This is a genomic window from Bradyrhizobium sp. YCK136 (assembly GCF_044570075.1).
Lineage (GTDB): Bacteria > Pseudomonadota > Alphaproteobacteria > Rhizobiales > Xanthobacteraceae > Bradyrhizobium > Bradyrhizobium diazoefficiens.
The window spans coordinates 5,650,370-5,676,622 of the sequence record NZ_CP172424.1 but is presented as its reverse complement, the minus strand read 5'-3'; the positions used below and the strand labels follow the sequence as shown (position 1 = coordinate 5,676,622).

The 26,253-nt window shown below is 65.8% G+C and carries 25 protein-coding genes; 12 read left to right on the top strand and 13 right to left on the bottom strand.

Annotated features, from left to right (window positions below; translation table 11 throughout):
* Window positions 1-255 precede the first annotated feature (255 nt).
* From ACFLEY_RS27715 to ACFLEY_RS27695, 5 genes are all read left to right on the top strand, one after another.
* A complete protein-coding gene (locus ACFLEY_RS27715; RefSeq protein ID WP_028170871.1) occupies window positions 256-2,154 on the top strand; it encodes a potassium transporter Kup in 1,899 nt (632 codons plus the stop codon).
* A 140-nt stretch (window positions 2,155-2,294) separates the two neighbouring features.
* Window positions 2,295-4,226, top strand: a complete 1,932-nt coding sequence (locus ACFLEY_RS27710; RefSeq protein ID WP_011086584.1) for a potassium transporter Kup — start codon at window positions 2,295-2,297, stop codon at window positions 4,224-4,226.
* A gap of 310 nt (window positions 4,227-4,536) precedes the next feature.
* Window positions 4,537-4,863: a rhodanese-like domain-containing protein gene (locus tag ACFLEY_RS27705; protein WP_028170872.1), complete on the top strand. Its 327-nt coding sequence runs from the start codon at window positions 4,537-4,539 to the stop codon at window positions 4,861-4,863.
* Between the two features lie 8 nt (window positions 4,864-4,871).
* Window positions 4,872-6,050 (top strand): aminotransferase, encoded by a 1,179-nt coding sequence (locus tag ACFLEY_RS27700; RefSeq protein WP_011086586.1) that lies wholly within the window; start codon window positions 4,872-4,874, stop codon window positions 6,048-6,050.
* A 6-nt stretch (window positions 6,051-6,056) separates the two neighbouring features.
* The gene (locus tag ACFLEY_RS27695; protein ID WP_060911552.1) at window positions 6,057-7,181 is read left to right on the top strand and encodes a polyamine ABC transporter substrate-binding protein; all 1,125 of its coding nucleotides are present in this window, start codon (window positions 6,057-6,059) and stop codon (window positions 7,179-7,181) included.
* A gap of 103 nt (window positions 7,182-7,284) precedes the next feature.
* Here ACFLEY_RS27695 and ACFLEY_RS27690 read toward each other — a convergent pair whose 3' ends face one another.
* The 6 genes from ACFLEY_RS27690 to ACFLEY_RS27665 all read right to left on the bottom strand — a co-directional run bounded on the left by ACFLEY_RS27690 (window position 7,285) and on the right by ACFLEY_RS27665 (window position 12,066).
* Window positions 7,285-8,217 (bottom strand): lipid A biosynthesis lauroyl acyltransferase, encoded by a 933-nt coding sequence (locus ACFLEY_RS27690; protein WP_060911553.1) that lies wholly within the window; start codon window positions 8,215-8,217, stop codon window positions 7,285-7,287.
* 8 nt (window positions 8,218-8,225) lie between these two features.
* Window positions 8,226-9,503 carry a beta-ketoacyl-ACP synthase gene (locus ACFLEY_RS27685; protein ID WP_028170875.1) on the bottom strand — a complete coding sequence of 426 codons (1,278 nt, stop codon included), beginning with the start codon at window positions 9,501-9,503 and terminating at the stop codon, window positions 8,226-8,228.
* An 18-nt stretch (window positions 9,504-9,521) separates the two neighbouring features.
* Complete coding sequence (locus tag ACFLEY_RS27680) at window positions 9,522-10,727, bottom strand: beta-ketoacyl-ACP synthase (protein ID WP_028170876.1); 1,206 nt, start codon at window positions 10,725-10,727, stop codon at window positions 9,522-9,524.
* Entirely contained in the window at window positions 10,724-11,194 is a 471-nt protein-coding gene (locus ACFLEY_RS27675; protein ID WP_011086591.1) for a 3-hydroxyacyl-ACP dehydratase FabZ family protein, read from the bottom strand. Before ACFLEY_RS27675 ends, ACFLEY_RS27680 begins: the two co-directional genes overlap by 4 nt.
* A gap of 10 nt (window positions 11,195-11,204) precedes the next feature.
* Window positions 11,205-11,492 carry an acyl carrier protein gene (locus ACFLEY_RS27670; RefSeq protein ID WP_007592476.1) on the bottom strand — a complete coding sequence of 96 codons (288 nt, stop codon included), beginning with the start codon at window positions 11,490-11,492 and terminating at the stop codon, window positions 11,205-11,207.
* A gap of 232 nt (window positions 11,493-11,724) precedes the next feature.
* The gene (locus ACFLEY_RS27665; protein ID WP_028170878.1) at window positions 11,725-12,066 is read right to left on the bottom strand and encodes a hypothetical protein; all 342 of its coding nucleotides are present in this window, start codon (window positions 12,064-12,066) and stop codon (window positions 11,725-11,727) included.
* Between the two features lie 317 nt (window positions 12,067-12,383).
* Between ACFLEY_RS27665 and ACFLEY_RS27660 the strand changes: the two genes are divergently transcribed.
* Window positions 12,384-13,010 carry a ParB-like protein gene (locus ACFLEY_RS27660; protein ID WP_028170879.1) on the top strand — a complete coding sequence of 209 codons (627 nt, stop codon included), beginning with the start codon at window positions 12,384-12,386 and terminating at the stop codon, window positions 13,008-13,010.
* 15 nt (window positions 13,011-13,025) lie between these two features.
* Here ACFLEY_RS27660 and ACFLEY_RS27655 read toward each other — a convergent pair whose 3' ends face one another.
* Window positions 13,026-13,181, bottom strand: coding sequence for a hypothetical protein (locus ACFLEY_RS27655; protein ID WP_165448149.1), 156 nt, complete (start codon window positions 13,179-13,181; stop codon window positions 13,026-13,028).
* Between the two features lie 272 nt (window positions 13,182-13,453).
* Here ACFLEY_RS27655 and ACFLEY_RS27650 point away from each other — a divergent pair, with 272 nt between their 5' ends.
* Window positions 13,454-13,597, top strand: a complete 144-nt coding sequence (locus ACFLEY_RS27650) for a hypothetical protein (RefSeq protein ID WP_165448150.1) — start codon at window positions 13,454-13,456, stop codon at window positions 13,595-13,597.
* A gap of 19 nt (window positions 13,598-13,616) precedes the next feature.
* Here the strand turns inward: ACFLEY_RS27650 and ACFLEY_RS27645 are convergent, their stop codons facing one another.
* Window positions 13,617-13,820, bottom strand: coding sequence for a hypothetical protein (locus ACFLEY_RS27645; protein ID WP_011086594.1), 204 nt, complete (start codon window positions 13,818-13,820; stop codon window positions 13,617-13,619).
* Window positions 13,821-13,966: 146 nt separating this feature from the next.
* Between ACFLEY_RS27645 and ACFLEY_RS27640 the strand changes: the two genes are divergently transcribed.
* From ACFLEY_RS27640 to ACFLEY_RS27630, 3 genes are all read left to right on the top strand, one after another.
* Window positions 13,967-14,698, top strand: coding sequence for a Crp/Fnr family transcriptional regulator (locus tag ACFLEY_RS27640; RefSeq protein ID WP_038966262.1), 732 nt, complete (start codon window positions 13,967-13,969; stop codon window positions 14,696-14,698).
* Between the two features lie 276 nt (window positions 14,699-14,974).
* Complete coding sequence (locus ACFLEY_RS27635) at window positions 14,975-15,142, top strand: hypothetical protein (protein WP_165405372.1); 168 nt, start codon at window positions 14,975-14,977, stop codon at window positions 15,140-15,142.
* On the top strand, window positions 15,139-17,691 hold the full coding sequence (locus ACFLEY_RS27630) for an HAD-IC family P-type ATPase (RefSeq protein WP_060911554.1): 2,553 nt from the start codon (window positions 15,139-15,141) through the stop codon (window positions 17,689-17,691). The genes ACFLEY_RS27635 and ACFLEY_RS27630 overlap by 4 nt, the downstream gene beginning before the upstream one ends.
* Here the strand turns inward: ACFLEY_RS27630 and ACFLEY_RS27625 are convergent.
* From ACFLEY_RS27625 to ACFLEY_RS27615, 3 genes are all read right to left on the bottom strand, one after another.
* Entirely contained in the window at window positions 17,688-18,191 is a 504-nt protein-coding gene (locus ACFLEY_RS27625) for an MgtC/SapB family protein (RefSeq protein WP_060911555.1), read from the bottom strand. The genes ACFLEY_RS27630 and ACFLEY_RS27625 overlap by 4 nt on opposite strands.
* Before the next feature lie 22 nt (window positions 18,192-18,213).
* Window positions 18,214-18,795 (bottom strand): peroxidase-related enzyme, encoded by a 582-nt coding sequence (locus ACFLEY_RS27620; protein WP_011086598.1) that lies wholly within the window; start codon window positions 18,793-18,795, stop codon window positions 18,214-18,216.
* 243 nt (window positions 18,796-19,038) lie between these two features.
* The gene (locus ACFLEY_RS27615) at window positions 19,039-20,631 is read right to left on the bottom strand and encodes an ATP-binding protein (RefSeq protein WP_236842234.1); all 1,593 of its coding nucleotides are present in this window, start codon (window positions 20,629-20,631) and stop codon (window positions 19,039-19,041) included.
* Here ACFLEY_RS27615 and ACFLEY_RS27610 point away from each other — a divergent pair.
* Together ACFLEY_RS27610 and ACFLEY_RS27605 are read left to right on the top strand one after the other, a co-directional pair.
* On the top strand, window positions 20,624-21,079 hold the full coding sequence (locus ACFLEY_RS27610) for a hypothetical protein (RefSeq protein WP_396604260.1): 456 nt from the start codon (window positions 20,624-20,626) through the stop codon (window positions 21,077-21,079). The two genes, ACFLEY_RS27615 and ACFLEY_RS27610, sit on opposite strands and share 8 nt — an antisense overlap.
* Window positions 21,080-21,216: 137 nt before the next feature.
* Entirely contained in the window at window positions 21,217-22,185 is a 969-nt protein-coding gene (locus ACFLEY_RS27605) for a catechol 2,3-dioxygenase (RefSeq protein WP_011086600.1), read from the top strand.
* A 3-nt stretch (window positions 22,186-22,188) separates the two neighbouring features.
* Here the strand turns inward: ACFLEY_RS27605 and ACFLEY_RS27600 are convergent, their stop codons facing one another.
* Entirely contained in the window at window positions 22,189-25,713 is a 3,525-nt protein-coding gene (locus ACFLEY_RS27600; RefSeq protein ID WP_211433444.1) for a molybdopterin cofactor-binding domain-containing protein, read from the bottom strand.
* Window positions 25,713-26,195 carry a (2Fe-2S)-binding protein gene (locus tag ACFLEY_RS27595; protein ID WP_060911557.1) on the bottom strand — a complete coding sequence of 161 codons (483 nt, stop codon included), beginning with the start codon at window positions 26,193-26,195 and terminating at the stop codon, window positions 25,713-25,715. Before ACFLEY_RS27595 ends, ACFLEY_RS27600 begins: the two co-directional genes overlap by 1 nt.
* Between the last annotated feature and the right edge of the window lie 58 nt (window positions 26,196-26,253).

The window sequence follows — 26,253 nt, the reverse complement described above, 5'->3', positions numbered from 1 at the left end:
CATGATCCGGAGAAGTGGGCACCGGTTCTCCTTCGCGACAAACGCGACACGCGTTTGCGCGGGGATCATGTCCAAACGATAAGCCCCTTGCGCTACCATCTTACCTGAGGCATCTCGTCGCGCAGGCGACGAGCGTGGCTGCGCCGTCACAGCATTCGGCCCGGCGCCTGCTAAGGTGGGGTGCCGATTGACAGGCGCGCCGGAAGCGTCAAAAGGCGCCGGATCAAATTCAGGGACGAAGCGTTTTCCATCCACATGACGGCGAGCATCACATCGACCGAGACCCAGGAAGGGCCGGTCACATCGGGCTTTTGGGCGCTCACGCTCGGGAGCATCGGTGTCGTTTTCGGCGACATCGGCACCTCGCCGCTCTACGCATTCCACGAGGCGGTGCGGGGCGCGGCCCATGGCGAGCCGGTCACGCGGGGCATGGTGCTCGGCGTGCTCTCGCTGATCCTGTGGGCGCTGCTGATCGTCGTTACCGCCAAATACGTCCTGCTGCTCCTGCGCGCCGACAACAACGGGGAGGGCGGTACGCTCTCGCTGATGGCGCTCGGCCAGCGTGCGCTCGGGCGGCGAAGCTGGTTCCTGCTCGCGCTGGGCGTGGTCGGCGCCTCCATGTTCATCGGCGATTCCATGATCACGCCGGCGATCTCGGTGCTGTCGGCGGTCGAGGGCTTGAAGCTCGCGACGCCCGCCCTGGAGCACTACGTCGTGCCGCTCACCGTCCTCATCCTGGTGCTGCTGTTCGCGGTCCAAAGCAAGGGGACCGCGCTGGTGGCCTCGGCCTTCGGGCCGGTGATGGTGGTCTGGTTCACGTGTATTGCGGTGATGGGCGCCGTCCACATCGCCGACGATCCGTCGGTACTTGCCGCGATCAATCCCTATTACGCGCTGCAATTCCTGCTGTCGCACGGCACGATCGGCCTGGTGACGCTGGGCGCCGTGTTCCTGGCGGTGACCGGCGGCGAGGCGCTCTACGCCGATCTCGGTCATTTCGGCCGCAAGCCGATCCAGGCGGCCTGGATGTTCTTCGTGCTGCCCTCGCTCTTGATCAACTATTTCGGCCAGGGCGCGCTGGTGCTGTCCGATCCCAGCGCGATCGAGCATTCCTTCTACCGCATGGTGCCCGAGCATCTGGTGCTGCCGCTGGTCGGTCTTGCGACGGCGGCGACCGTGATCGCGAGCCAGGCGGTGATCACCGGCGCCTATTCGCTGGTCTATCAAGCCGTGCAGCTCGGCCTGCTGCCGCGCTTCGAGGTGCGCTACACCTCCGAAAGCCATGCCGGCCAGATCTATCTGCCGCGCGTCAACCGGCTGCTGCTGATCGGCGTGATGCTGCTGGTGCTGTTGTTCCACACCCCCAGCAATCTGGCTTCGGCCTATGGCATCGCGGTCTCCACCACCATGGTCGCCGACGGCATCATGGGCTTCGTCGTGATCTGGAAATTGTGGAACTGGCGCGCGGCTACGGCGGCTGCCGTGATCCTGCCCTTCGTCGTCGTGGACATGAGCTTCTTCAGCGCCAATCTGCTCAAGCTGCTGGAAGGCGCCTGGGTGCCGCTGCTGTTCGGCGCAGCCATGGCGGGGACGATCTGGACCTGGCGGCGGGGCTCGGGAATCCTGATCCAGAAGACGCGCCGGATCGAGGTGCCGCTGGACGATCTGATCCGGAGCCTGGAGAAGCGGCCGCCGCATATCGTCAAGGGCACGGCGGTGTTCCTGACCAGCGATCCATCCTTCGTGCCGACCGCGCTGCTGCACAACCTCAAGCACAACAAGGTGCTGCACGAGCACAACGTGGTCCTGACCATCGAGACCGCGCATACGCCGCGGGTCGATCTGTCGGAGCGGTTCCGGATGGAGAAGATCAGCGACAAGTTCTCCAAGGTCCGCCTGCGCTTCGGCTTCATGGAGCAGCCGAACGTCCCCAAGGCTCTCGCGATCGCGCGCAAGCAGGGCTGGCAGTTCGACATCATGTCGACGTCGTTCTTCGTGTCGCGGCGGTCGCTGAAGGCCTCGGCGCAGTCGGGGATGCCGCTCTGGCAGGACCACTTGTTCATCGCGCTGAGCCGGTCCGCCAACGACGCCACCGACTATTTCCAGATTCCCACGGGACGGGTGGTTGAAGTCGGCACCCAAGTCACCATCTGAACGCAATTGGCGGATCCATGCAAAATTTGCATGGCGAGGGCCCAAAAACGGGCTAGGCTATGCCGACAGCGCAGGACTATAAGCCCGCGCTCTTCCGCCGTTGTGCAGTGAAGCATTTTTAGAGGCCACCGGGCTCTCCCATGACAAGCGACGTAGCAGTTCCCGCCCCGGAAACGGCGGCGGCCAATGGCCATGGCGAGGCCCACACCACGGCCGGTTTCGGCGCGCTGACGCTCGGCAGCATCGGCGTGGTCTATGGCGACATCGGCACCAGTCCGCTCTACGCGTTCCGCGAGGCCGTGACGGCGGCCTCCTCGGGCACCGACGGGCTCGCTACGCCGGCGGCCGTGCTCGGCGTGCTCTCCCTGATCCTGTGGGCGCTCATCGTCGTGGTGACGCTCAAATACGTCGTGATCCTGCTCCGCGCCGACAACAACGGCGAGGGCGGCACGCTCGCGCTGATGGCGCTGGCCCAGCGCGCGGTCGGCACCGGCGGGGCGACCATCGTCCTGCTCGGCATCATCTCCGGGGCCCTGTTCTACGGCGACGCCGTCATCACCCCCGCGCTTTCGGTGCTGTCGGCGATCGAAGGCATGAAGGACGTCACGCTGCGGTTCGAGCCCTACATCGTGCCGCTGACCGTAATCATCCTGGTCGGCCTGTTCGCCGTGCAGTCGCGCGGCACCGCCCGCGTCGCCGCCTTTTTTGGCCCGATCATGTGCGTCTGGTTCGCGGTCATTGCAGTGGCGGCGATCCATCCGATCATCGCGCAGCCGCAGGTGCTGTTCGCGCTGAACCCGCTCTATGCCGTGTCCTTCATGCTCCACCACGGCATCATCGGCTTCGTGACGCTGGGCGCGGTGTTCCTGGCGGTCACCGGTGCCGAGGCGCTCTATGCCGACCTCGGCCATTTCGGAAAGCGGCCGATCCAGACCGCCTGGCTGTTCATCGTGCTGCCATCGCTGGCGCTGAACTATCTGGGGCAGGGGGCGCTCGTGCTCGGTGATCCCGGGGCGATCGAGAGCCCGTTCTTCCAGTTGTTTCCGCAAGGCTGGATCCGTGGCGCCATGGTCGTGCTCGCCACCGCCGCCACCGTCATCGCAAGCCAGGCCGTCATCACCGGCGCCTATTCGCTGACACGCCAGGCGATCCAGCTCGGGCTGCTGCCGCGCTTTGAAATTCGCCATACGTCTGAAGCCCATTCCGGCCAGATCTTCATCCCGCGCATCAACCAGCTCCTGCTGGTCGCGGTGGTGCTCCTGGTGCTGCTGTTCCGCTCCTCGAGCGCGCTGGCGTCCGCCTACGGCATCTCCGTCACCGGCACCATGGTGGTCACGGCGATGATGGGCTTCGTCGTGATCTGGAAGGTCTGGCGGTGGTCGCCGCTCGCGGCGGCCGCGCTCATCGCGCCCTTCCTGTTCCTCGACCTGACCTTCCTGGCCGCCAACCTGCTCAAGGTGTTCGAGGGCGGCTGGGTACCGCTCGCGCTCGGTGCGCTCATGATCATCCTGATGTATACGTGGCGGCGCGGCAGCCGGCTGCTGTTCGAGAAATCGCGCAAGCTCGAGTTCCCGCTCGCCGACCTCGTGGCCATGCTGGAGAAGCGGCCGCCGCAACGCGTGCCCGGAACCGCCGTGTTTCTGACCTCGGACCCGCTCAGTGCCCCGACCGCGCTGATGCATAGTTTGAAGCACTACAAAGTGCTGCACGAGAAGAATGTCATTCTCACCATCGAGACCGCGCAGACCCCGCGGATCGACCCGGCCGAGCGCGTCAGGCTGGAGCAGATCAGCCCGACCTTCTCCAAGGTGACGCTGAAGTTCGGGTTCATGGAATCGCCCAACGTGCCGAAGGCGCTGGCGATCGCCCGCAAGCTCGGCTGGCAGTTCGACATCATGTCGACCTCGTTCTTCCTGTCGCGCAGGGCGCTGAAGCCCGCCGCCCATTCCGGCATGCCGCGTTGGCAGGACCGGCTGTTCATCTCGCTCAGCCGCTCCGCCAACGACGCCACCGACTATTTCCAGATCCCTAGCGGCCGCGTGGTCGAGGTCGGAACGCAGGTGACGATCTAGCGTCCGAGTTGGCGCACGTCCGTCTCCACCGCTGTCATCGCCCGGCCCTTGACCGGGCGATCCAGTATTCCAGAGACGGCGACGGGATACGGCGGGGCCGCGGCGTATTGGATTCCCCGCCTTCGCGGGGAATGACACCGAATGCGTGGTGAGGGCATCCTGAACGCCGGACTTCAAGTCGCTGCGATTTAGCTTTAACTTGCGCCGCGCGGCACAAGCCTTTGCAGCGCTTGATTTTCGTCTCCCGAGAGGCGAGGTTGCCGCCCGCCGGGATCGCCCCGGCATGCGGCTCGCGACGTTGGAGGATGATGTGGCAAATCAAGTACAGGATCTGACCCCGGACGAGGTCTCCAAGGGTGTCGCGGAGGGACGCTATCTGCTCGTCGACGTCCGCGAGCCGAACGAAGTCGACGCCGAGGCCTATCCCTACGGCGTCGTGGTTCCGCTCTCGACCTTCGACCCCAAGGCGATCCCCGATCCCCAAGGCAAGGAGGTCGTGTTCGCCTGCCGCTCCGGCAAGCGCTCGGTGACGGCCTCGCTCGCGGCGCAGGCGGCGGGCCTGCCTTACGACAAGCATCTGGCCGGCGGCATGCTGGGCTGGAAGGCGGCAGGTCTTCCCAGCAAGGTCGGTGGCTGATCCGGCCGATGTCCAAGAGCTCGTCCCTGAACAAGGTCTTCGCCGACCTTCCCGTCACTATCTTTGAGGCGATGTCGCAGGCCGCGCGCGACAACGCCGCCATCAATCTCGGCCAGGGCTTTCCTGACGATCCCGGCCCCGAGGACATCCGCCGCGCCGCGGCTGACGCCTCGCTGAACGGCTACAACCAGTACCCGTCGATGATGGGCCTGCCGGAGCTGCGCCAGGCGATCGCAACCCATTACGGCCACTGGCACGGCCTCAAGCTCGATCCGATGAGCGAGGTGATGGTCACCTCCGGCGGCACCGAGGCGCTGACCTCGGCCATCCTCGCGGTGGTGCAGCCCGGCGACGAGGTGGTCTGCTTCCAGCCGGTCTATGATTCCTACCTGCCGATCATCCGCCAGGCCGGCGGTATTCCGCGCCTCGTCCGGCTCGAGCCGCCGCACTGGCGGCTGAATGAGGACATGCTGAAAAGCGTCTTCAATTCAAAGACCAAGGCGGTGCTCTTCAACAATCCCTTAAATCCCTCCGCGGTGGTCTATCCGCGCGAGGACCTCGAGCTCTTGGCGCGCTACTGCCAGGAGTTCGACGTCATCGCGATCTGCGACGAGGTCTGGGAGCACGTCACCTTCGACGAGCACAAGCACATCCCGCTGATCACCATCCCGGGCATGCGCGAGCGCACCATCAAGGTCGGCTCGGCCGGCAAGATATTCTCGCTGACGGGGTGGAAGATCGGCTTCGTCTGCGCCGCGCCGCCGCTCTTGCGCGTCGCCGCCAAGGTGCACCAGTTCCTGACCTTCACCACCGCGCCGAACCTGCAGGCCGCCGTCGCCTATGGCCTCGGCAAGTCCGACGACTACTTCCTGTCGATGCGCAAGGACCTGACCCGGAGCAGGGACCGGCTGACCAAGGGTCTCGAAAGCCTCGGCTTCCCCGTGCTGAAGTCGCAAGGGACCTACTTCCTCACCGTCGACCTGTCGCCGCTCGGGCTCAACGAGAGCGATACCGAGTTCTGCTGGCGGATCGTGAAGGACTACAAGGTCGCGGCGATCCCGGTCTCGGCGTTCTACGAGCAGGACCCCGTGACCTCGGTGGTGCGCTTCTGCTTCGCCAAGAAGGACCAGACGCTTGACACCGCCTTGGAGCGGCTGTCGGACGCCGTGCGTGGACGCAAGAGGTAGACAGAGATGACGAACGTCGGCCGCTCCGGACTTCGCTTTGGTCTTGGCTTTGGCCTCGCGATCGCCGCAGCGCTGACGTTGCTCTCCGCCCCCGCAGGCGCCGAGGAGCGGGTCGTCAACTTCTACAACTGGTCCAACTACATGGCGCCTGATGTCCTTGAGGCCTTCACCAAGGAGACCGGCATCAAGGTGGTCTACGACACGTTCGACGCCAACGAGACGCTGGAGACGCGCCTGATGGCCGGCAAGTCCGGCTACGACGTCGTGGTGCCGACGGCCTATTTCCTCCAGCGCCAGATCAAGGCCAACATCTTCCAGAAGCTCGACAAGTCGAGGCTGCCGAACCTTAGCCATGCCTGGCCTGTCGTGACGCAGCGCCTCGGCATCTACGACCCCGGCAACGTCTACGCCGCCAACTACATGTGGGGCACCACGGGCATCGGCTACAACGTCGCCAAGGTGAAGCAGATCCTCGGACCCGACGCGAAGATCGACAGCTGGGACATCGTCTTCAAGCCGGAGAACCTCACCAAGTTCAAAGACTGCGGCGTGCACATGCTCGACTCCGCCGACGACATCTTTCCGGCGGCGCTGAGCTATCTCGGGCTCGATCCGAACTCGACCAAGCAGGCGGACCTCGAGAAGGCCGCCGATGCCGTCGCCAAGGTTCGCCCGTCCGTGCGCAAGTTCCACTCGTCCGAATATCTGAGCGCGCTTGCCACCGGCGAGATCTGTTTCGTGGTCGGCTGGTCCGGCGACATCATGCAGGCCCGCGCCCGCGCTGCGGAAGCCAAGAGCGGCGTCGAGATCGGCTACACGATCCCGAAGGAGGGCGCGCAGATGTTCTTCGACAATCTCGCGATCCCCGCGGATGCCAAGAACGTCAGCGAAGCCTATGAGCTGATCAACTATCTCTACCGCCCGGACGTCGCCGCCAAGAACTCGGACTTCCTGTCCTATGCCAACGGCAACCTCGCCAGCCAGAAGCTGGTCGATCCGAAAATCCTGGGCGACAAGAACATCTATCCGGACGAAGCGACGCTCGCAAAACTGTTCGTCATCACGGCGCGTGAGCCGGCGACCCAGCGCATCATCAACCGGCTCTGGACCAAGGTGAAGACGGGGCGCTGACGTGCGGCACCCGTCATTGCGAGCGAAGCGAAGCAATCCAGAATCGCTTCGCGGAGACGCTCTGGATTGCTTCGTCGCTTCGCTCCTCGCAATGACGGCGTAGCTAGCGCCACCTGCGGTGCAGCCACAACCACTGCTCGGGATGCTCGCGCACCCAGCCTTCCACCACGTTGGTGATCGCCTGCGTCGTGCCCTGGATGTCGATCTTGCCGTCGGCATCGCGGACCGGCGGGACTTCCTCCGTCAGCTCCGCGGCGAAGCGGCCGCCGGGCTTGCGGATGACGCGGACGCCGTGGATCGGGCATTCGACCTGGCGCAGGAGGCGCGCCAGCATCGGATTGGCGCGGGTCTTGCGGCCGAAGAAGGTGACCTCGACGCCGCCGGTCAGGTACTGGTCGATCAGCATGGCGACGTGCTTGCCGTCCTTCAGCGCCTGCGCGAGGCGGAGCGGCGCATCGCGCCCCGCAGGGATCAACGTGCCCATGTTGACCTGGCGCATCTCCTGGATGATGCGATCGGCGGAGGCGATGTTCGGCCGGCGATAGAGGATCGCGGCATCCAGCCCGTGCGCGACGGCGGCGAGCGCCGGCAATTCCCAGTTCGCGAGGTGAGCGGCGAAGATCAGCGCCGGCTTGCCGTCGTCTCGGATTTGGTCGAACAGCTCGATGCTGCGCTTGGGCAATTCGATCCGGCTCACTTCCGGATGGTCGCGGTCGTAATCCCAGACGTGGTCCATATGGGCGAATTCGGCGCCGACGCGGCCGAGATTGTCCCAGACGCCCATCAGGATCTGTTCGATCTCCTCCGGCGATTTCTCCGGAAACGCCGCGGTGAGATTGGCGCGGCCGATGCGGTGCTCGCGCAGGCGCGGGCCGATCATTTTCACGGCGCGTGCGAAGAAGTCCGAGGTCTTGACCGGATCGAAATAGCGCGTGGTGCGCAGCATGCCGACCGTGGCGGCGCCGATCAGGGTGCCGCCGATCGATTTGCCAGCCTCCCGCGCGCGGGCCTTGATGCTCGCAGGAACCAGCGCCATGCGTCCGGTCAGGCCGGTTCGCGGGTCAGGATCAGCGAGGCGTTCTGGCCGCCGAAGCCGAACGAGTTCGACATGACAGCGGTCACGCGCGCATCGCGCGCCTTGTTGCCGACGACGTCGAACAGGATCGTGGGATCCGGGGTCTCGTAGTTGATCGTCGGCGGGATGCGCTGGTGCTCGAGCGTCAGCAGCGAGAAGATCGCCTCCACCGCGCCTGCGGCCGAGATGGTGTGGCCGACCATCGACTTGTTGGAGGTGACCGGAATCTTCGAGACGAGATCGCCGAACACGGCCGATGTCGTGTTGTACTCCATCTTGTCGTTTTCGGGCGTCGCGGTGCCGTGCGCGTTGATGTGGTCGATCTGGTCCGGGGTCATGCCGGCATCGGCCAGCGTCTTGTTCATGCAGCCGATGATCGGCTTGCCGTCGGGCGAGGAGCGAGTGCGGTGGAAGGAATCGGTGAGCTCGCCGCAGCCGGCGATCACGCCGAGGATTTTTGCACCGCGCGCAGTCGCCGCTTCATAGCTTTCCAGCACCAGCGCGCCGGCGCCTTCGGCCATGACGAAGCCGTCGCGGTTCTTGGAGAAGGGGCGGGAAGCCGCCTGCGGCGGATCGTTTTGGGTCGACAGTGCCGAAAGCAGCGAGAAGCGGACCAGCGCTTCCGGATTCACCGTGCCGTCGGTCGCGACGCACAGCGCGGCATCGGTCTCGCCGCGGCGGATCGCTTCCACGCCGAGCTGGATCGAGGTCGCGCCCGAGGCGCAGGCCGTGGACAGCGAGATCGGCGAGCCCTTGGTGCCAAAAGTCTCGGCGAGGTGGGCTGCGACCGAGCCGAACATGAAGCGGTGATGATAGGCGCTGTACTTGCCGCCGCCGGAGATGCGCAGCAGGTCGTCATAGGTGAAGTCGAGCTTGCCGACGGCGCGGCCGAGCTCGCGGCGCTGCGGCCATTCGACTTCGACGGGCGCGACCGCGAGGAAGAGGGGGCCCGGGAAATCGGCGCTGGCGCCGATGCCGGCCTGCTCGAGCGCTTCCTGCGTGACCATCTCGGCCATCCGCTCGGACAGGCCGGTGGAGGAGAACGGATCGACGCTGACGAAATCGACCGTGCCGGCCATCGTCGTCTTCAGGCCGTCGACCGGAAAGCGCGTGATGGTGCGGATGCCGGATTCGCCGGCGACGAGCTTCGCCCAATTGTCCGCCTTGCCGGCGCCGAGCGAGGTCATGATGCCCATGCCGGTGACGACGACGACGGGACGCCCGAATTTGTCGCGTGGTGCAGTCATGTCGATCCCCCGCTAGAGCTAGCTTACGGCCTCGACCAGCGCCATGCCTTCGCCGCGCCAGTGTCCGGCCCCCACCACCACAATCTGGGTGGGTGCCCCCTGCATTTCAATCTCGGTCCCTGTGGAATCGTTCGGCGGGAACAGTGCGCCGCGCGAGATCGACAGCGCGGCGAGCGCGATTCCGAGCGGGAATTGCGTCTCCATGGTGTGTCCGAACATCGTGCCGGTCGAGCGAACCGGGAAGTCGGCGTGGTCCTTCAGGAAGCCGCGCTCCTCGGATGTCGCGGGCTCTGCGCCGGTCGCGCCAGTGATGATCGCGCCCTTGCCCTCGCGCTTCGGCAGCTTGGCCCAAAGCTTCTCCAGCGTCGCCGCCATGTCGCCGGGCTGCTTGCGCCGGGCCAGATCGGCCACCACGCTCGACAGTTTTGCGAACGGCTTTGCGCCGCGCGCTTCCGCATGCGCCTTCGATTCCAGCACCAGGAACGCGCCGGCCGAGCCGAGCGCGAAGCCGGCGTGGTCCTTGCGCGCCCAGACGGGCGCGAACTTGTCCTTCAGGTTGAAGTCGCCGAATTCGTAGAGGACCATGAGGTCCTTGCGCTCGCCATTGTGCGAGCCGCCGATCAGGGCGATGTCGCTCTCGCCCGAGGCGATGCGCGCGAGCGCGATGCGCGCCGCATCGGCGCCCGCAACCTCTTCGCCCATGAAGGTGCGCGAGGTGCCGCCGAGCCCGTGCACGATGGCGATGTTGCCGGCGAGGAGATTGGAGAGCTGGGCCAGAAACAGCGTCGGCCTGAGATCGCTCATCAGGCGTTCGTTGAGGAAGCCGGGCGCATTCGCCCCCTTGGCCTCGGCCGTGAGCACGCCGGTGTCGACGTTGAGATCGCGCTCGCCGCCGCCGGCGGCCACGACCATGTCGATCTTCGACAGGATATCCTTGTTGCCCTTGATCCCCGCAGAGTCGAGCGCGAGGCCCGCGGCATAGGTGCCGATGCGCTGCCAGGCTTCCATCTGGCGCTGGTCGCCCTTCTTCGGGATCTGGCTGTCGAAGGAGACCGGCATCAGCGGATGCACGATGTAGGGCGCAAAGCCCTTCTCGTCGACATTGATGCGCTTCTCCTGGAGCGCGGCCCAGTTGGCGTCCAGGCCCTCGCCGAGCGAGGTGGCAAGGCCAATGCCGGTGATCCAGACTTCCGTCTGGCCGGGCTTCGAAGCGGTGTCAGTCATGGCGATACGGCCTGCTGCGGAAAGCCGACGCGCTCGGCGACTTTCGCCATGTATCCGCGCATGTCCGCGTTGGGGAAGGGGATCAGCGTGAAGGTGAGCGCTGAGTTCGCGCGCAGCTTGCCGCCGACCTTGATCTTGGCTTCGGTCATCGCATAGCCCGAGCCCTCATAGGAGAGGCTCGCCTCGATGGTCATGAGATCGCCGGGGAACACCGAGCCGCGCACCTTGGCCTCCTTCACGGCGGCCAGGATCGGCATGCGCTCGAACTTGAACACGCCGAGCTGAAGCCAGCCCGAGGCCTGCGCCATCGATTCGATCAGGAGCACGCCGGGCATCAAGGGATAGCCCGGGAAGTGTCCCTCGAAGACGGTGCTTTCCTTCGGGACCTGGGCCTCGACGACGATCGTCTTCTCGTCGACCCTGAGGTCGACGATGCGATCGATCATATGAAAGTATTCGAGTTGCATGGCCGCCCGATTAGGCGCTCGCGCCCTTGGCTGCAACCAGCTCGTCGATGCGCGCGCACAGGTTCTTCAGCACGAAATATTGTTCGGTGGTCGCTTTGCCGTCGTTGACCTCCTGGGTCCACTTTTCCAGCGGCAGCTTGATGCCGAACTGCTTGTCGATCGCAAACGCGATATCGAGGAAATCGAGGCTGTCGATACCGAGGTCATCGATGGCGTGGCTATCCGGCGTGATCGTGTCGCGCGGAATGTCGCAGGTTTCAGCGATGATCGTAGCGACCTGATCGAATGTGGAGGACATCACTAAGCCTTTGATATATTGCAGATATTTGTCAGATGTTCCAGAGTGGCATGGCGGGTGGGCATCGCGCCCCTGATGACGCCCTCAACCCCCCTCTGGCCGGGTCGAGAGCCCGTATATCGGAGCGCCGCCCTGAGTTCAATGGAGCCGGGCAGGCCAAGGGGACAGCAAGGGACGGAGCTGGGGATGCCTGCCGGAGCCCCTTTGCGGCGGGGATCGGCGGCGGGCCGGGCTAGATGTGCGGCGTCGTGATCTTGGCGCAGTCGCGGCGGCCCATCAGCACGCAATCCTGGGTCCGGCGCAGGTCGGCGATGCTCACGGCGAGCCAGATCCCGATCGCGGTCAGCGCGATGGTGAAGGCGAGCGCGGCGATGTTGGCGAGCATGCGGTGGCGGAAATCGTCCGGCTCGGTGCGGGGCTGCTCGTAGCGCGACAGGTCGAGCGGCTTGGGCGCGCCGCGCATCGGCTGCACGGTGCCGTTGCCCCGGTGGACCGTCGGGGAGGGGGAGGTGCGCGGCCTGAACTGGAGCACCCGGTGCTCCTCATCAGAGCTTATGGGCCGCTGGGATTTCATGGTGCGAGGATCACTCCGAAGCAGCGGTTTTTGATAGCATACGTGGTGAACGCGTTGCAGAAAATCTTCTCAACGCGTACGTGCATTGCGCTTTTGCACGACCTCTTCGCGAAGGCCCGCGACAGCGGTCGTCATGCCGGTGTCAGGATGCGCGGGGTTGCGCTGCAAAACAGCCATGGCACCTGCCGTGCCCGGTCCCGCGAACATCGGCTTGTGATCTCCCTTTGCGCGCCGAACGCATTTTGTCGCCGCAAGGCCCGTGGCATAATCATGGAACCTGGACCACCGGTTGCAACCAACAATGTGAGGGGCTCTTCATGACCACGAACGCGCGCGAGCCGAGGGTGCATCCGGTGCCGATCCTGTCGCTTCGGCCGACGCAGATGACGGTCGGCATGCGCGAGGTCAAGGAGAAACGCAAACGCTGGCGCGAGCACGACAGCAAGAAGCAGGCCGATCTGCTCGGCAAGCACATGATCCCCGTCGTGTACGGGCCGGACAAGCGTTACTACGTGATCGACCATCATCATCTCGGCCGCGCATTGCACGACGAGGGCGTCAAGGAAGTGCTGGTGACTGTCGTCGGCGACCTCAGGATGGTCGAGCGCGAGGCCTTCTGGGGCGTGATGGACAACAAGCGCTGGGTCTATCCCTACGATTCCAAGGGCGAAAGGCGGCCGTTCCGCGACCTGCCGAAATCAGTCGCCGATCTCAGGGACGATCCCTTCCGCAGCCTCGCCGGCGAGCTCCGCCGCCTGGGGGGATTTGCCAAGGACACCACGCCGTTCTCCGAATTCCTGTGGGCCGACTATCTGCGCCGGAAATTGTCGCGCAAGGCGGTGGATGCCAATTTCGACAAGGCGCTGGAAAAGGCGCTGTCCGCGGCCAAGAGCAAGGATGCGATCTATCTGCCGGGCTGGTGCGGGCCGGCGGACGACGATTAGGCGCTGCGGCTCAGATCAGTCGCGCTGGAAGATCTTGGCGCCGGGGTAGATGCGCCGGGCGTAAGTCACGACCAGCGCGCGCTCCTGGGTTTCCAGGAAGGGCGTTCGGATCCGGCTCGATCCGATGATGAGGTGCCATAGGCCATTGAGCTTCTGAATGACGACGTTCATGTGAGTGATCCTCGAAGACTTTGCACTCCTGCAAATGTTGCCCGTTGCGGCAGTCTTGCGATTTCAGGATCGTGAGCGCGTGCGTAAAATTCCCGACACGGCTCGCACCCGCTGCAAGACAGCAGCAACTACCTATTAGTGTATGGCGGCTGCGGCCCCGCGACAGGACCTCATCACAGCCTCTTGAGCGAAGCCATTTTCTGTTCGCACGAAACCGTCCTGAAACAGAGCCGTCCCATCTGTTGGGTCTCGAGCTCACACAGGAGGCCAAAATGCGCCGTCTGGTTTTCGCAATTGCCTTGCTCGCGGTCGCCTCAGCAGGAATCTCGGCATCGTTTGCCGCAGTTCACCACGCCAAGACGTTGACATTTTCCGAGCGCTTTGCCCCGGCGCTCGAGTTGATGGCGAAGCGCTAGCGGCGTAGCGCGTCGCAGATCACTTCGGGGCTTGCGGACCGGGCGGGGACAGCAGGCGCTCCATCTCCGCGGCCGCCTCGCCGTCGCGCGCCTTCTGCAACAGCGTGTGGCGCTCGGCGCCGGCCGGTAGCTTCCTGGCGGCGGCGCGGGCCTCTTGTGTGAACTTGTCCAAGCGCTCCTGGAGAGACAGGGCCGGTTTTGTACGGTTGCGTTTCTTGGTCATGGTTTGGCCTTTCCGGCGCGGAGCCAACCATGCGGACGCGAGCGGCGTCCTTAACTTTTGTTGGAACGGGGGCGGGGATCGCGGGTTTCATGACGGCGGCGCCCGGCGCGCCATGGGTCCAATTCATGCAAACGGAGCGACTTCGCGTGCCCAGCGACACGATCCGTGCTGCGCTTGTCAGGCGTTTGCGCGTCTCTTCCGGCATTTCGGAGGAGGATGTCAGAGAAATCGAAGCGCTTCCGATCGCGGTGAGACAGTATCCGGCGGAGACGCCCGTGGTGAGGGATGGCGAGCGGGCCACCGAATGCTGCCTGATTGTCGAGGGATTTTGCGCGCGCTCCAAGACGATCGCGAGCGGCAAGCGACAGATTCTCTCCCTGCACATTCCGGGCGAGATCCCGGACCTGATGAGCCTGTTCCTGCACGTGATGGACCATGAGCTCTCGACGCTGACGCCATGCACGCTGGGCTTCATCAGCCACGATACGCTGCGAAGATTGCACCAACGCAGGCCGGTCGTCGCCGAGATGTTTTGGCGGGACACGCTGATCGACGCCGCGATGTTTCGCGAATGGATCGTCAATGTCGGCCAGCGTCCGGCGCCTGCACGCCTCGCCCATGTCATGATCGAGCTGCGCGAGCGCCTCAGGGTGATCGGTCGCGTGGACGGCAACACTTTCGAGATGCCGCTGACGCAGGAGCAGATCGGCGAGGCCCTGGGGATCACGGCGGTCCACGCCAACCGGGTGATCAAGCAGTTGCGCCAGGAGGGGATCGTGGAATTTCAGCGCGGCCGCGTCACCGTACTCGACGAGCAGAAGTTCTTCGAACTCGCGGATTTCGACGGCCGTTATCTCCACCAGTCCCCGACGCTTTGAGCCGCCCGATGCCGCGGTCGGCCGTGCGCGGCCCGTCGTCGTGGACTTCCGCTGGCGGGGTGCGCCGTTCCTGAAAGTGTCGATTACGCTGGATGTCGAGGAGGCGCAGGCGGCGGACCGGGCCGAACGTGCGGCCCAACGGCGCAGGTAAAATTGACGTATCGCAAATCGGCGTCGGCGGCGGCCGCTAAGGTCCGCCGGCATGACAGCCGAACCAGCATTGCGCTCCCGCGTCGCCAGGTGGGCTCCGGATCATGCCGACCTGGAGACGCGACGATGAGCCTGATCCTTCGCATTCTGTTTGTCCTGGCCGGAGCCATCACCGCGCTGTTCGTCGCGCGTGATGCGCTGAACTTCACAATCATCCAGACCTTCGTCGCCATACTGCTCGTGACGGCCGTCCTGCTCGCCGGAAGTCTCTGGAGCCTGCGGCGGAAGACGTGAGCGCCACGGAAGCCAAAAGACCGGCCGGGCTGAGCGAGGCCGAGGCTCGGGCGCGGTTGGAAGAGGACGGCGCCAACGAGTTGCCTCGGCCCGAACGACGCAGTCCGCTCCGCATCGTCATGGAAGTGCTGCGCGAGCCGATGCTCGTGCTGCTGCTTTGCGGTGGGCTGGTCTACCTCGTGCTCGGCGATCTCAGGGAAGCGCTGATCCTCTTGGTCTTCGGTGCGATGTCGATCGTGATCACGGTGGTGCAGGAGACCCGGACCGAGCGCGTTCTGGAAGCCTTGCGCGACCTGAGCAGCCCGCGCGCGCTCGTGGTGCGGGACGGTGCGCGTCGGCGCATCCCGGGCCGCGAGGTCGTGCGCGGCGACCTGCTCGTCCTCGGCGAAGGCGACCGGATTCCGGCCGACGCCGCGCTGGTGGACGCGCGCGATCTGCAGATCGACGAGTCGCTGCTGACCGGCGAGTCGGTGCCCGTCCGCAAGCGGGCTGCCGGCAAGGCCATGTCAGCCGATCAGCGGCCGGGCGGCGAGGATCAGCCCTTCGTGTATTCCGGTTCTCTCGTCGTGCGGGGCGACGGGCTGGCGCTGGTCGAGGCCACCGGCCCGCGCAGCGAGATCGGGAAGATCGGGCTGTCGCTGCGCGGCTTGCAAACCGAGCCGCCCCGGCTTCGGCAACAGACCGCAAGACTGGTGCGGCTCTGCTTCCTCGGCGGCGCGGTCGTCAGCGTGGCCGCCATCGCGCTCTACGGAGTCTTGCGTGGGGACTGGCTGCAAGCGCTGCTTGCGGGCATCGCCATCGGCATGGCGATGTTGCCGGAAGAATTTGGCGTCGTGCTCACGGTCTTCATGGCGATGGGAGCCTGGCGGATTTCGCAGGCGCGCGTCCTGACGCGGCGAGCCGCAGCCATCGAGGTCCTCGGCTCTGCGACCGTGCTGTGCACCGACAAGACCGGGACACTGACGCAGAACCAGATGTCCGTCGCGGAGTTGCGGCTGCTCGACGGGGCACGCATGCGTCCGGAGAGCGCCGGGCGGGATGACGCCAGGCCTGAATTCATCGAGCTGGCGCGTTGCGGTGCCCTGGCGAGCTCTCCGGAACCGTTCGACCCGATGGAGAAGGCTCTGCATCTGTTCGCGCAGGACGCCTTGCGGGGAGGCGATGCGCCGGACGGCGACCGGACGCTGGTGCGTACCTACGGTCTGCGCCCCGAGCTGCTGGCCATGACGCAGGTCTGGCGCACGGCCAGCCGGGCGGACCTCGTCGCATGCGCCAAGGGCGCGCCCGAGGCGATCGCGCGCCTGTGCAGGATGAACGCTGCTGATCAGGATTCGGTGCGAGATGCCGCCAGCGCGATGGCGAGGGACGGGCTTCGCGTGTTGGGGATGGCCGTTGCCGCCTGCGATGAGTCTTCACTCCCGCCGACCCAGGAGGATTTCGCGTTTCGATTTGTCGGCCTGGTCGGGCTTGCCGATCCGCTGCGGCCCCATGTCCCGGAGGCGGTTCGCGAATGCCGCGCGGCGGGGATCCGCGTCGTCATGATCACGGGCGATTATCCGGCAACCGCCGTTGCCATCGCGAACCAGGCCGGACTCGACGTCCGTGACGTCATGACCGGCGATCAGGTCAGGCTGGCGGATGATCCGGAGCTTGCGAAACGCGTCGGGCATGTCAACGTGTTCGCCCGGGTTTTGCCGGAGCAGAAGCTGCGCATCGTCCAGGCGATGAAGCTCAACGGCGAGATCGTGGCGATGACCGGCGACGGCGTCAACGACGCGCCTTCGCTCAAGGCCGCCCACATCGGCATCGCGATGGGAGGGCGCGGGACCGACGTCGCGCGAGAGGCGTCGGCGATCGTGCTGCTCGACGACGATTTCGGTTCGATCGTGTCGGCTATTCGTCTGGGCCGCCGCATCTACGACAATCTGCGGAAGGCGATGGCCTTCATCTTCGCCGTTCATGTGCCGATCGCCGGACTTGCGCTGCTGCCCCTGGTCTTCGGGCTGCCGCTGATCTTCAGTCCGGTGCACATCGCATTTCTGGAGCTGATCATCGACCCCGTATGCTCGCTGGTGTTCGAGGCGGAGCGGGACGAGCGCGATGCGATGACGCGTCCGCCGAGGCGGCCTGATGCCGCGCTGTTCTCGTGGGCACTGGTTGGCTGGAGCGTGCTTCAGGGTGCCCTCGCATTTGCCCTGACCGCCATCATATTCGTCGGCGCGCTTCGCTCCGGCCTCGTCGCCGACGAGGCGAGGACGCTCGCCTTCGTGACGCTCGTCGTCTGCATTGTCGCTCTGGTCCTGGTCAATCGGTCCTTCAGCGCATCGTTCGCGTCCGCATTCTTCCGTCCAAATCCCGCATTGACCTGGATCTTCGCGGGGGTGGCTCTCGTTCTCGCCACCGCGCTGCTCTGGCCGCCGGCCTCCAGCCTGTTCCGCTTTGGTCCGCTGCATGCGGACGATCTGATGATCGCGCTCGGCGCGGGGCTGCTGGTGCTGACGGTGCTCGAATTGCTGAAACCGCTGTGGGCGCGGCGGCTTCGGTTCTAGCTCTCATCCGGGGAGCGCGTCTTCGGCGGCGCATCGGTTTCGTGCGTCTCGTCCCTGGCGCCGAGCATCCGGTGCAGCCAGTGCTCGGCGCGGTTGCCGACGGTGAGAATCAGGAAGGCCAGTGTCAGCGCCGTTCCGACGATCGGCCACTGGCCGACGCCGCAGGCGATGCCGAGGCAGGCGGCGAGGAAGGTGCAGGCGGCACTGGTCAGGCCGCGGACGCGAAACCTGTCGCTTTCGTGGACGATGACGCCGGCACCGAGGAAGCCGATGCCGGTGAGGATGCCCTGGATGACGCGGCTTGCCGCATCGGTGATCTTGCCCGCCTCGGCGAACTGCACGGCCAGCAATACGACGGTTGCGGTCGAGAGCCCGACGATGCCGAGCGTCTTCAGCCCGATCGGCTTGCCGTGCAGGTCACGATTGAGGCCGATGGCGCAGCCTGCGAGCGTGGCGACGCCGAGGCGCAGAAGGATCTCGGGCCAGTTCAGCACGGTCATTGCCCGTCAGTCACCGCGTCATTCACTTCTTCGGCAGCCGGCCCATCAAGTAGAACTCGTCGTTCGGCCGCATGCCGGTGAAGTTCGCCAGCCGGTTCGACAGCGCGAAGAAGGCCGAGATCGCGGCGATGTCCCAGATGTCGTCGTCGCTGAAGCCGTGCGGCGCAAGCGCGGCGAAATCCTCCTCCGAGATGCGCTGCGCGTCGGCCGAGACCTTCATCGCGAAGTCGAGCATCGCCTTCTGCCGCGGCGTGATGTCGGCCTTGCGATAGTTCACCGCGACCTGGTCGGCGATCAGCGGGTTCTTGGCGCGGATGCGCAGGATAGCACCATGGGCGATCACGCAATACTGGCACTGGTTGGCCGCCGAGGTCGCCACCACGATCATCTCCCGTTCGGCCTTGGTGAGGCCGCCGTCCTTCTCCATCAGCGCGTCGTGATAGGCGAAGAACGCGCGGAACTCGTCCGGACGGTAGGCCAGCGTGAGGAAGACGTTCGGCACGAAGCCGCTCTTCTCCTGCACGGCGAGAAGGCGCGTGCGGATGTCGTCGGGCAGGGTGTCGAGGGCGGGAGCTGGGAAGCGTTGCGCGGCTGTTTTTGTCATGAGCATGGATTCCGGCTTGGGGCCGGCAACCATAGTCGATGCGGACGCGGGGCTCAACGTGCCACAGGGCACCGGTTGGCGCGGCGCGACGGCGCATCTGCGGTTTGGATGCGCATTGGGGAATGGCGCTCATTCACCTTGCTCCGTCATTGCGAGCGCAGCGAAGCCATCCAGAGTGTTTCCGCGGAGGGATTCTGGATTGCTTTGCTGCGCTCGCAATGACGAAGTGGGTGGCGCGTGGCCTTACCGCAGCGGCTTCTTCAACAGCGAGAAGCGGTCGGGATCGAGGCCCATCGAGGGCTGCAGCATCGGGGCTTCGGCGGTGCCGAGCGTCTTCGCGGGTGGTGCCTGGAACACCGGGTCGTTCGGCACGTCGCGCTGCGAGGTGGCGCCGCGCCAGCGCTCGAGCACGGCGCTGACGAAATGCATGTCGTGACCGGAGGTCACCGACGGCACGCTGCTGATGGTGGCTTCGCCGCGCGGCAATTGGTGCGGCGGCACCTCCTTGAAGCGCAAGCGCGTCGGCAGTGCGACGCCTTCGCCGAACGCCAGCACCTCGCGGGTGCCGAGCGAGGGTACGAAGGAGAGTAGGTTCGCGGCCGCATCCGACACCGCGGCGCGCAGCAGCGCCTGGTCGCGCTCGTTGGCAAGACGCATCGTGAACAGCGTGTTGCACTGGGAGATGATGGTGGCGTCGAGCTCGGCCGGACGCTGGGTGATCAGCCCGAGATAGACGCCGTATTTGCGGCCTTCCTTGGCGATGCGCGACACCGCCTTACGGGTCGGCCCGAAGCCCACATTGCGGTCGGCGGAGGCGTAGCGATGCGCTTCCTCGCAGACGAACAAGAGCGGCGAGACGCCGTCGCTCCACAGGCCGAAGTCGAAGGCCATGCGGCAGAGCACCGAGACGACGGAATCGATCACTTCGGCCGGGAAGCCGGCGAGTTGCATCACCGTCATCGGCTTGCCGTTGGCGGGCAGGCGGAACAGGTGGCTGATCACCTCGGCCATGGTGTCGCCGCCGACATTGGCGTTGTCGAACATGAAGGCGTAGCGCGGATCGTTGCGCACCGCCTCGATACGCGAGATCAGCTTGTGATAGATGATGCGCGAGGAGCGGTTTTCGAGCTTGCCCATGCGCTCGTCGATCAGCGACATCAGATCGACGAGACGATAAGGCACCGGTGTGTCGACCGTGTAGCCGATCTGCTTGGGGTCGATGCGCTTGAGGCCGATGCGGTCGGCGTTCTGGTATTGGGTGTAGACGCCTTTGGCGAGCGGGATCACCTCGGCGAGGATGTCGAGCTCCTCCGGAACGCCCGCGCGGCCGCCGAACAGCACGTCGACGATTTCCTCGAAGTTGAACAGCCAGAACGGCAGCTTCAGGTTCCGCGGGTTCAGCACCAGCGCGCGGTCGCCGAAGCAGCGGCCATATTCGTTGTGCACGTCGAGCAGGAAGATGCGGAGGTTCGGGCGCGCCTTCAGGATCTCGTTGAGCAGCAGCGAGACGCCGGTCGATTTGCCGACGCCGGTCGATCCCAGCACGGCAAAATGCTTGGACAGCATTTCCTCGACGTCGACATAGGCGATCACCGAGCGGTCCTGCTGGAGGAAGCCGACGTTGATCTGGTCCGATCCGGTCGGCGCGTAGATCGTGCGCAGCTCCTGGCTCGTGATCAGGTCGACCGCGTCGCCGATGGTCGGATAATTGGTGACGCCGCGCTGGAATTTGGCCTTGTCGGCGGCGTTGAGGATCTCGCCGAGCAGGTCGACCGAGGCGATGGCGATGTAATTGTCGGCGCTCGACAGATTCTCGCAGGAGACCTCGGTGATCATCGCGACGATGACCGAGCTGGCGCAGCGAATGCTGACGAAACGGCCGACGGTCGCCCGAACCTCCGAGATCGGCATCTGGCTTGCCGCCAGAAGCCCGACCCGGGCGAGCGATCCACGTACCGAAATCACGCGTCCAAAGGATGTCACGATGAATGAACCTGGCAAGAGCACGGGGGTTGCACCGGACTATGCGCGGCCGCGGCTGCACAAACGGTTAAACGGCAGCCGCGGCCGCTTCGTTAAATCCGCGACAATTCGGCCGATAGATTCGTTCCTGATGCATATCTGTGGGCGGAAACGGCCGGAAAGTGCTGCTTTTTGGGGCCAGCAGGCTTTCGATCGAATTAGGGAAGATTTTACCATTCGGGCAGTTCGTCCGCCGTTCGGGGATGGTTCTGCTCAAGCGCGGGGCGCCATTCGGTCCGGGATGCAAGGGTTGGTTTGTTGACGGGACCTAATCATTTGTACATTAGTACAAATGAACCCGCGGCCTCGGTGCCGCCTCCGGGCGCGTGAGCCAATTGCGGCCCTGTGCCCGAATGCGCGATCCGGTTCCTGCGGATCGCAGCCACGCCAGGAGGAAGCATGCAGCCCGAACCGATCCTCGATCTTGCCCATCTCGGCCATATGGAGCTGCTGACGCCCAAGCCCGACGAGAGCCTGAAATTCTTCGTCGACGTGATGGGCATGACAATCAGCGGCCGGAAGGGCGAGTCGGTCTACCTGCGGGGCTGGGACGATTACGAGCGCTATTCGCTCAAGCTCACGGCGTCGAAGACCTCAGGCATGGAGCACATGGCGCTGCGTGCGCGCAGCCAGCAGGCGCTGGAGCGCCGCGTCGCCGCCCTCAAGGGCTCCGGGTTCGACATCGGCTGGATCGACGGCGACATGGGGCAGGGGCCGACGTTCCGCTGCCGAGATCCCGACGGCCACATCGTCGAGCTGTATTACGAGACCGAATGGTATCAGGCGCCGCCGGAGCTGAAGCCGGCGCTGAAGAACCAGGCGCAGCGCTTTCCCGCCCGCGGCGTCAATGTCCGCCGCCTCGACCATCTCAACTGCCTGGCCGTCGACATCAAGGCCAACCGCGAGTTCTTCGAGAACTATCTCGGCTGCCGGCTCACCGAGCAGATTGTGCTCAACGACGGCCGGGAGGCGGCGATGTGGCTGACGATGTCGAACAAGAGCTACGACTTCGCCTATTCGCTCGACCATTCCGGCACACCCGGCCGCTTCCACCACGTCACCTACGCGCTCGACAGCCGCGAGGAGATTCTGCGCGCGGCGGATATCTTCCTGGAGAACGGCATCCACATCGAGACCGGCCCGCACAAGCACGCGATCCAGCAGACCTTCTTCCTCTATGTCTACGAGCCCGGCGGCAACCGCGTCGAAGTCGCCAACGCCGGTGCGCGCCTCATCCTCGCCCCCGACTGGAAGCCGATCGTGTGGACCGAGGAGGAGCGCAAGAAAGGGCAGGCGTGGGGCCTGAAGACCATCGAGTCCTTCCACACCCACGGCACGCCGCCGGTGGAAGTGAAGAAGCACGCATAATATTCAGTGGGCAGGCGATCGCACGCGTGCGATCGTTTCGCGCACGCCTGTCCAGGCCGGCTTGTCGGGGGCGAACTGCCTGCGCAGGCTCGTGACGAGCTCCTCGATCTGCGCGTCGCTCATGCTGTTCCTGAACGCAGGCATGTAGCCGAGATCGCTCGATGCTGGCTCGGCGATGCCGTGCAAGATCACCTGCACGAGATTGTCCGGTGATGCGCTGTGCAGATTGCTGTTGAGCGCGAGCGAGGGCCGGCTGCCGAACAGCGGCAGGCCGCCGACCTCGTGGCAGACGGCGCAGGCGCCCTGATAGAGCCGCGCGCCGGTGGAGGCGGCGGTGGTGACTTGCGTTGCGCTCTCGAGCCTGGCGGCAAGCGCATCCGGCGCCTCGGTGGCGGCGTCGTTGAACGAGTTGAGATAGACGGCCATCGCGCGAATGTCCTGATCGGGCAGGGCCGTGAGATCCCTGACAACAGGCGCCATCGGGCCGGCGGCGACGCCGTGATAGCGCGACTGGCCGGTGCGCAAATAGGCGTAGAGCTCGTCCTCGCTCCAGGGGATCGGTGCATGCGACAGCGACGTCAGCGGCGGCGCCTCCCAACCCTCGGCAAAGCCGCCGGCGAGATAGGCCTCGCGCTGCTCGGCGCCGAGCGCGTTGCGCGGCGAATGGCAGGCGCTGCAATGGCCGAGACTTTCGACCAGATAGGCGCCGCGATTCCACTGCGCGGACTGCGCGGGATCGGGCTTGAAGTCCTTCGTCTGATGAAACAGCGCATTCCAGCCCGCGAGCAGCGGGCGAATGTTCAACGGGAAGGCGAGCGTGTTCGCGGGCGCCGTCGCGCGCGCCGCGGGCTGCGCCATCAGGTAGGCGTAGAGCGCCTGGAGGTCGGCCTCGCTGGTCTTGGAAAAATGCGTGTAGGGGAAGGCGGGATAGAGCTGCCGTCCGTCGCGATGCAGCCCGTCGCGCATCGCGCGCTCGAAGGCGGGATAGGACCAGGCGCCGATGCCGGTCTCGACGTCAGGCGTGATGTTGGTTGCGTAGATCGTGCCGAACGGCGTCGCAAGCGCGCGGCCGCCGGCGTTGAGCGCACCGCCGATCGTGGTGTGGCACTCCGCGCAATTGCCGAGCGCGGCAAGCTGCGCGCCGCGGGCGATGGTTGCCGCGGAATAGACCGATGCATCGGGCCGCGCGATCGGCGCGATGGCGCGCCCGGGCAAGAGGGCGGCGCCAACGCCGATCGCGGCGGTGCAGACGGCGGCAATGGTCGCAAAGATGCCGGCGCGCCTGGCGAACGGATTCTGCCAGATGCGCGATGGCTGCGGCGCTGCGGGAGCGGGCAGGGCCTGCGGCGCGGCCGGCGCGTCGCCGTGCAGGCCCCGGAGGATGCGCTCGGGCGTGAACGGGGGCTCGCGGAAGCGCACGCCGGTGGCATCGAAGATCGCATTCGCAATTGCCGCCGCGCTCGGCACCGAGGCGGACTCGCCGACGCCGAGCGGCGGCTGGTCCGGCCGCGGCAACATCAAGACGTCGATCTTGGGCACGTCGGAGAAGGGGATGATCGGATAGGCGCCCCATTCGCGCGCCGCCACCGCACCGCGCTCGAACGAGACCTCCTCCATCAGCGCGCGGCTGGTGGACTGGATGACGTTGCCGTGGATCTGGTGGCGCACGCCGTCCGGATTGATCATCAGACCGGAGTCCTGCCCGGCGACGACGCGCGTCACGCTGACGTCGCCGGTCGTCTTGTTCACGGCGACGTCGGCGACCCAGGCCGCCCACGCCGCGCCATAGCCCGGAAACTTGCTGTGGACATAGAGCGCATAGGCAAAGCCGCGCCCGTGCACGACCTCGCCGTCCTTCTCTTCGCGGACCGGCCGCGGCGTCCAGCCCGCGCGCTCGGCCACCGCATTGACGAGATCGACGGCACGCTGGTCTTTCAGGTAGCGCAGCCGGTATTCGATCGGGTCGACGCCGGCTTCCGTTGCGGCCTCGTCGATGTAGGATTCATGCGCAAACGTGTTCGGCAGCGCCGAGACGCCGCGAAGCCAGGACGCGCGCACGATCGGCGCCATGTCATGGGCGACGACGCGCATGTGGTCGTAGTCGTAGGGCGGGATCGCGGTGCGGTCGCCCATCTGGAGCACGGCCGGATCGGGCGAGACGCGACCGGTCAGCAGCAGCGCCAGCGTCGGCGCGGCGTTCGAGGGATAGCGCGTGGCGAGGTCGTAAGCCGCGACGCCGCCGTCGGCGTTCAGGCCGCCATTGACGTCGATGAGCTGCGCGGTGCCCTTGGGCTCCCAGGCGTGCTCCTGCTCGCGCGTCAGCTGCACGCGCACCGGACGGCCGACCGCGCGCGACAGCAGCAGCGCATCCGCGGTGACGTCGTCGGCGCAGTTGCGGCCGTAGCAGCCGGCGGCCTCCAGCCGGATGACTTCGATCTCGCTCTCGGGGCGCTCGATCAGCAGCGCCAGATCGCCGCGCAGCAGATGCGGATTCTGCGTGCCCGACCAGACGCGGATGTCGCCGCTCTGGAAGTCGGCGACCGCGCAGGACGGGCCGATCGAGGCATGCATCTGGTACGGCCACACATAGGTGCGCTGCATCGGCTTGGCGGCGCCTGATATCGCCGCATTGACGTCGCCCTTGTCGATCAACGTCCGCGGCGTCGACGGATTGGCGCGCAACGCGGTCTCGACATCGGCGAGGTCGGTGAGGGTGGGCGTCGGCTTCCAGCTCACCTTGAGCTGCTCCGCGGCGCGAATCGCATTCTCCTCGCGCTCGGCGACGATTCCGACGAAATCGCCGATGTGCACGACGGCTATGATGCCGGGAACGTCGCGCACCGAGGATTCGTCGACCGCGAGCAGGCTGGTGCCGACGAACGGCCCGGCATCGACGCCGGCATAGGGCGGACGCACGACGCGGCCGTGCAGCATGCCAGGCAGGCGGACGTCGTGCACGAAGGTCAGCTCGCCCGTGGCCTTCGCCGGCAGGTCGACCCGCGGCATCGACTGGCCGACGATGGCGTAGTCGCCGACGGGCTTGACGGCGACGTCGTCGGCAAGCTCGAGCCGGATCGTCTCGCCGCCGATCAATTCGCCATAGCTGACGCTGCGGTTGTCGTGCCCGCGCACGAGGCCGTCTTCGATCTTGAGGTCGGCCTCCGGCAACTCCAGCCGCTCGGCTGCGCGCGCGATCAGGAAGTGGCGCGCCTGCGCCGCGGCCTTGCGCAGGGGCACGGCAGTGATCTGGATGGTTTCACTGGCGATCGTGGCGCCCTGGTTCGGCACGACAGCGGTATCGCCGAGCACGATGACGACGCGCGCAAAGGACACGTCGAGCTCCTCGGCGACGATCTGGCCGAGCGCGGTGCGGATTCCGGTGCCGAGATCGACATGACCGTTGTAAGCGGTGACCGAGCCGTCTGCGGTGATGCGGACGAAGGTCTCGGATGTGATCTCGTCCACGGTGCGGACGACGACGAGCGAGCCTGATTGCCGCTCAGCTCCGTTCGAGGCAGGGGAGGCCATCAGTCCGCGGCCTCGGTGAGCTGCCCCGATGCGCGCATCACGGCGCGCAGGATTTCGACATGCGTGCCGCAGCGGCAGAGATTGTAGCGCAGCGCCGCCAGCGCTTCCTGTTCTGTCGGCTGCGGGTTGATCGCGAGCAGCGCCTTGGTGGTCATGATCATGCCGTTGAGGCAGTAGCCGCATTGCGCGGCCTGCTCGTCGATGAAGGCCTGCTGCACCGGATCAGGCTTGTCGCTTGTGCCGAGCCCTTCGAGCGTCACGATGTCGCGTCCCGCGCAGCCGCCGACCGGGATGACGCAGGAGCGCGCGGCGGCGCCGTCGATCAGGACAGTACAGGTGCCGCATTCGCCGAGGCCGCAGCCATATTTCGGACCGTTGAGCGCGAGGTCGTTGCGCAGCACATAGAGTAATGGCGTTGCGCGCTCTGCAGTGATCTCGTGGATCCTGCCGTTCACGGTGAGGCGGATCGGTGTCTGCGTCATCCTGTTCCCAAGCCCCGCGACGATCGGGTCGCAAAAATTGCACGTTGCGACGATACCG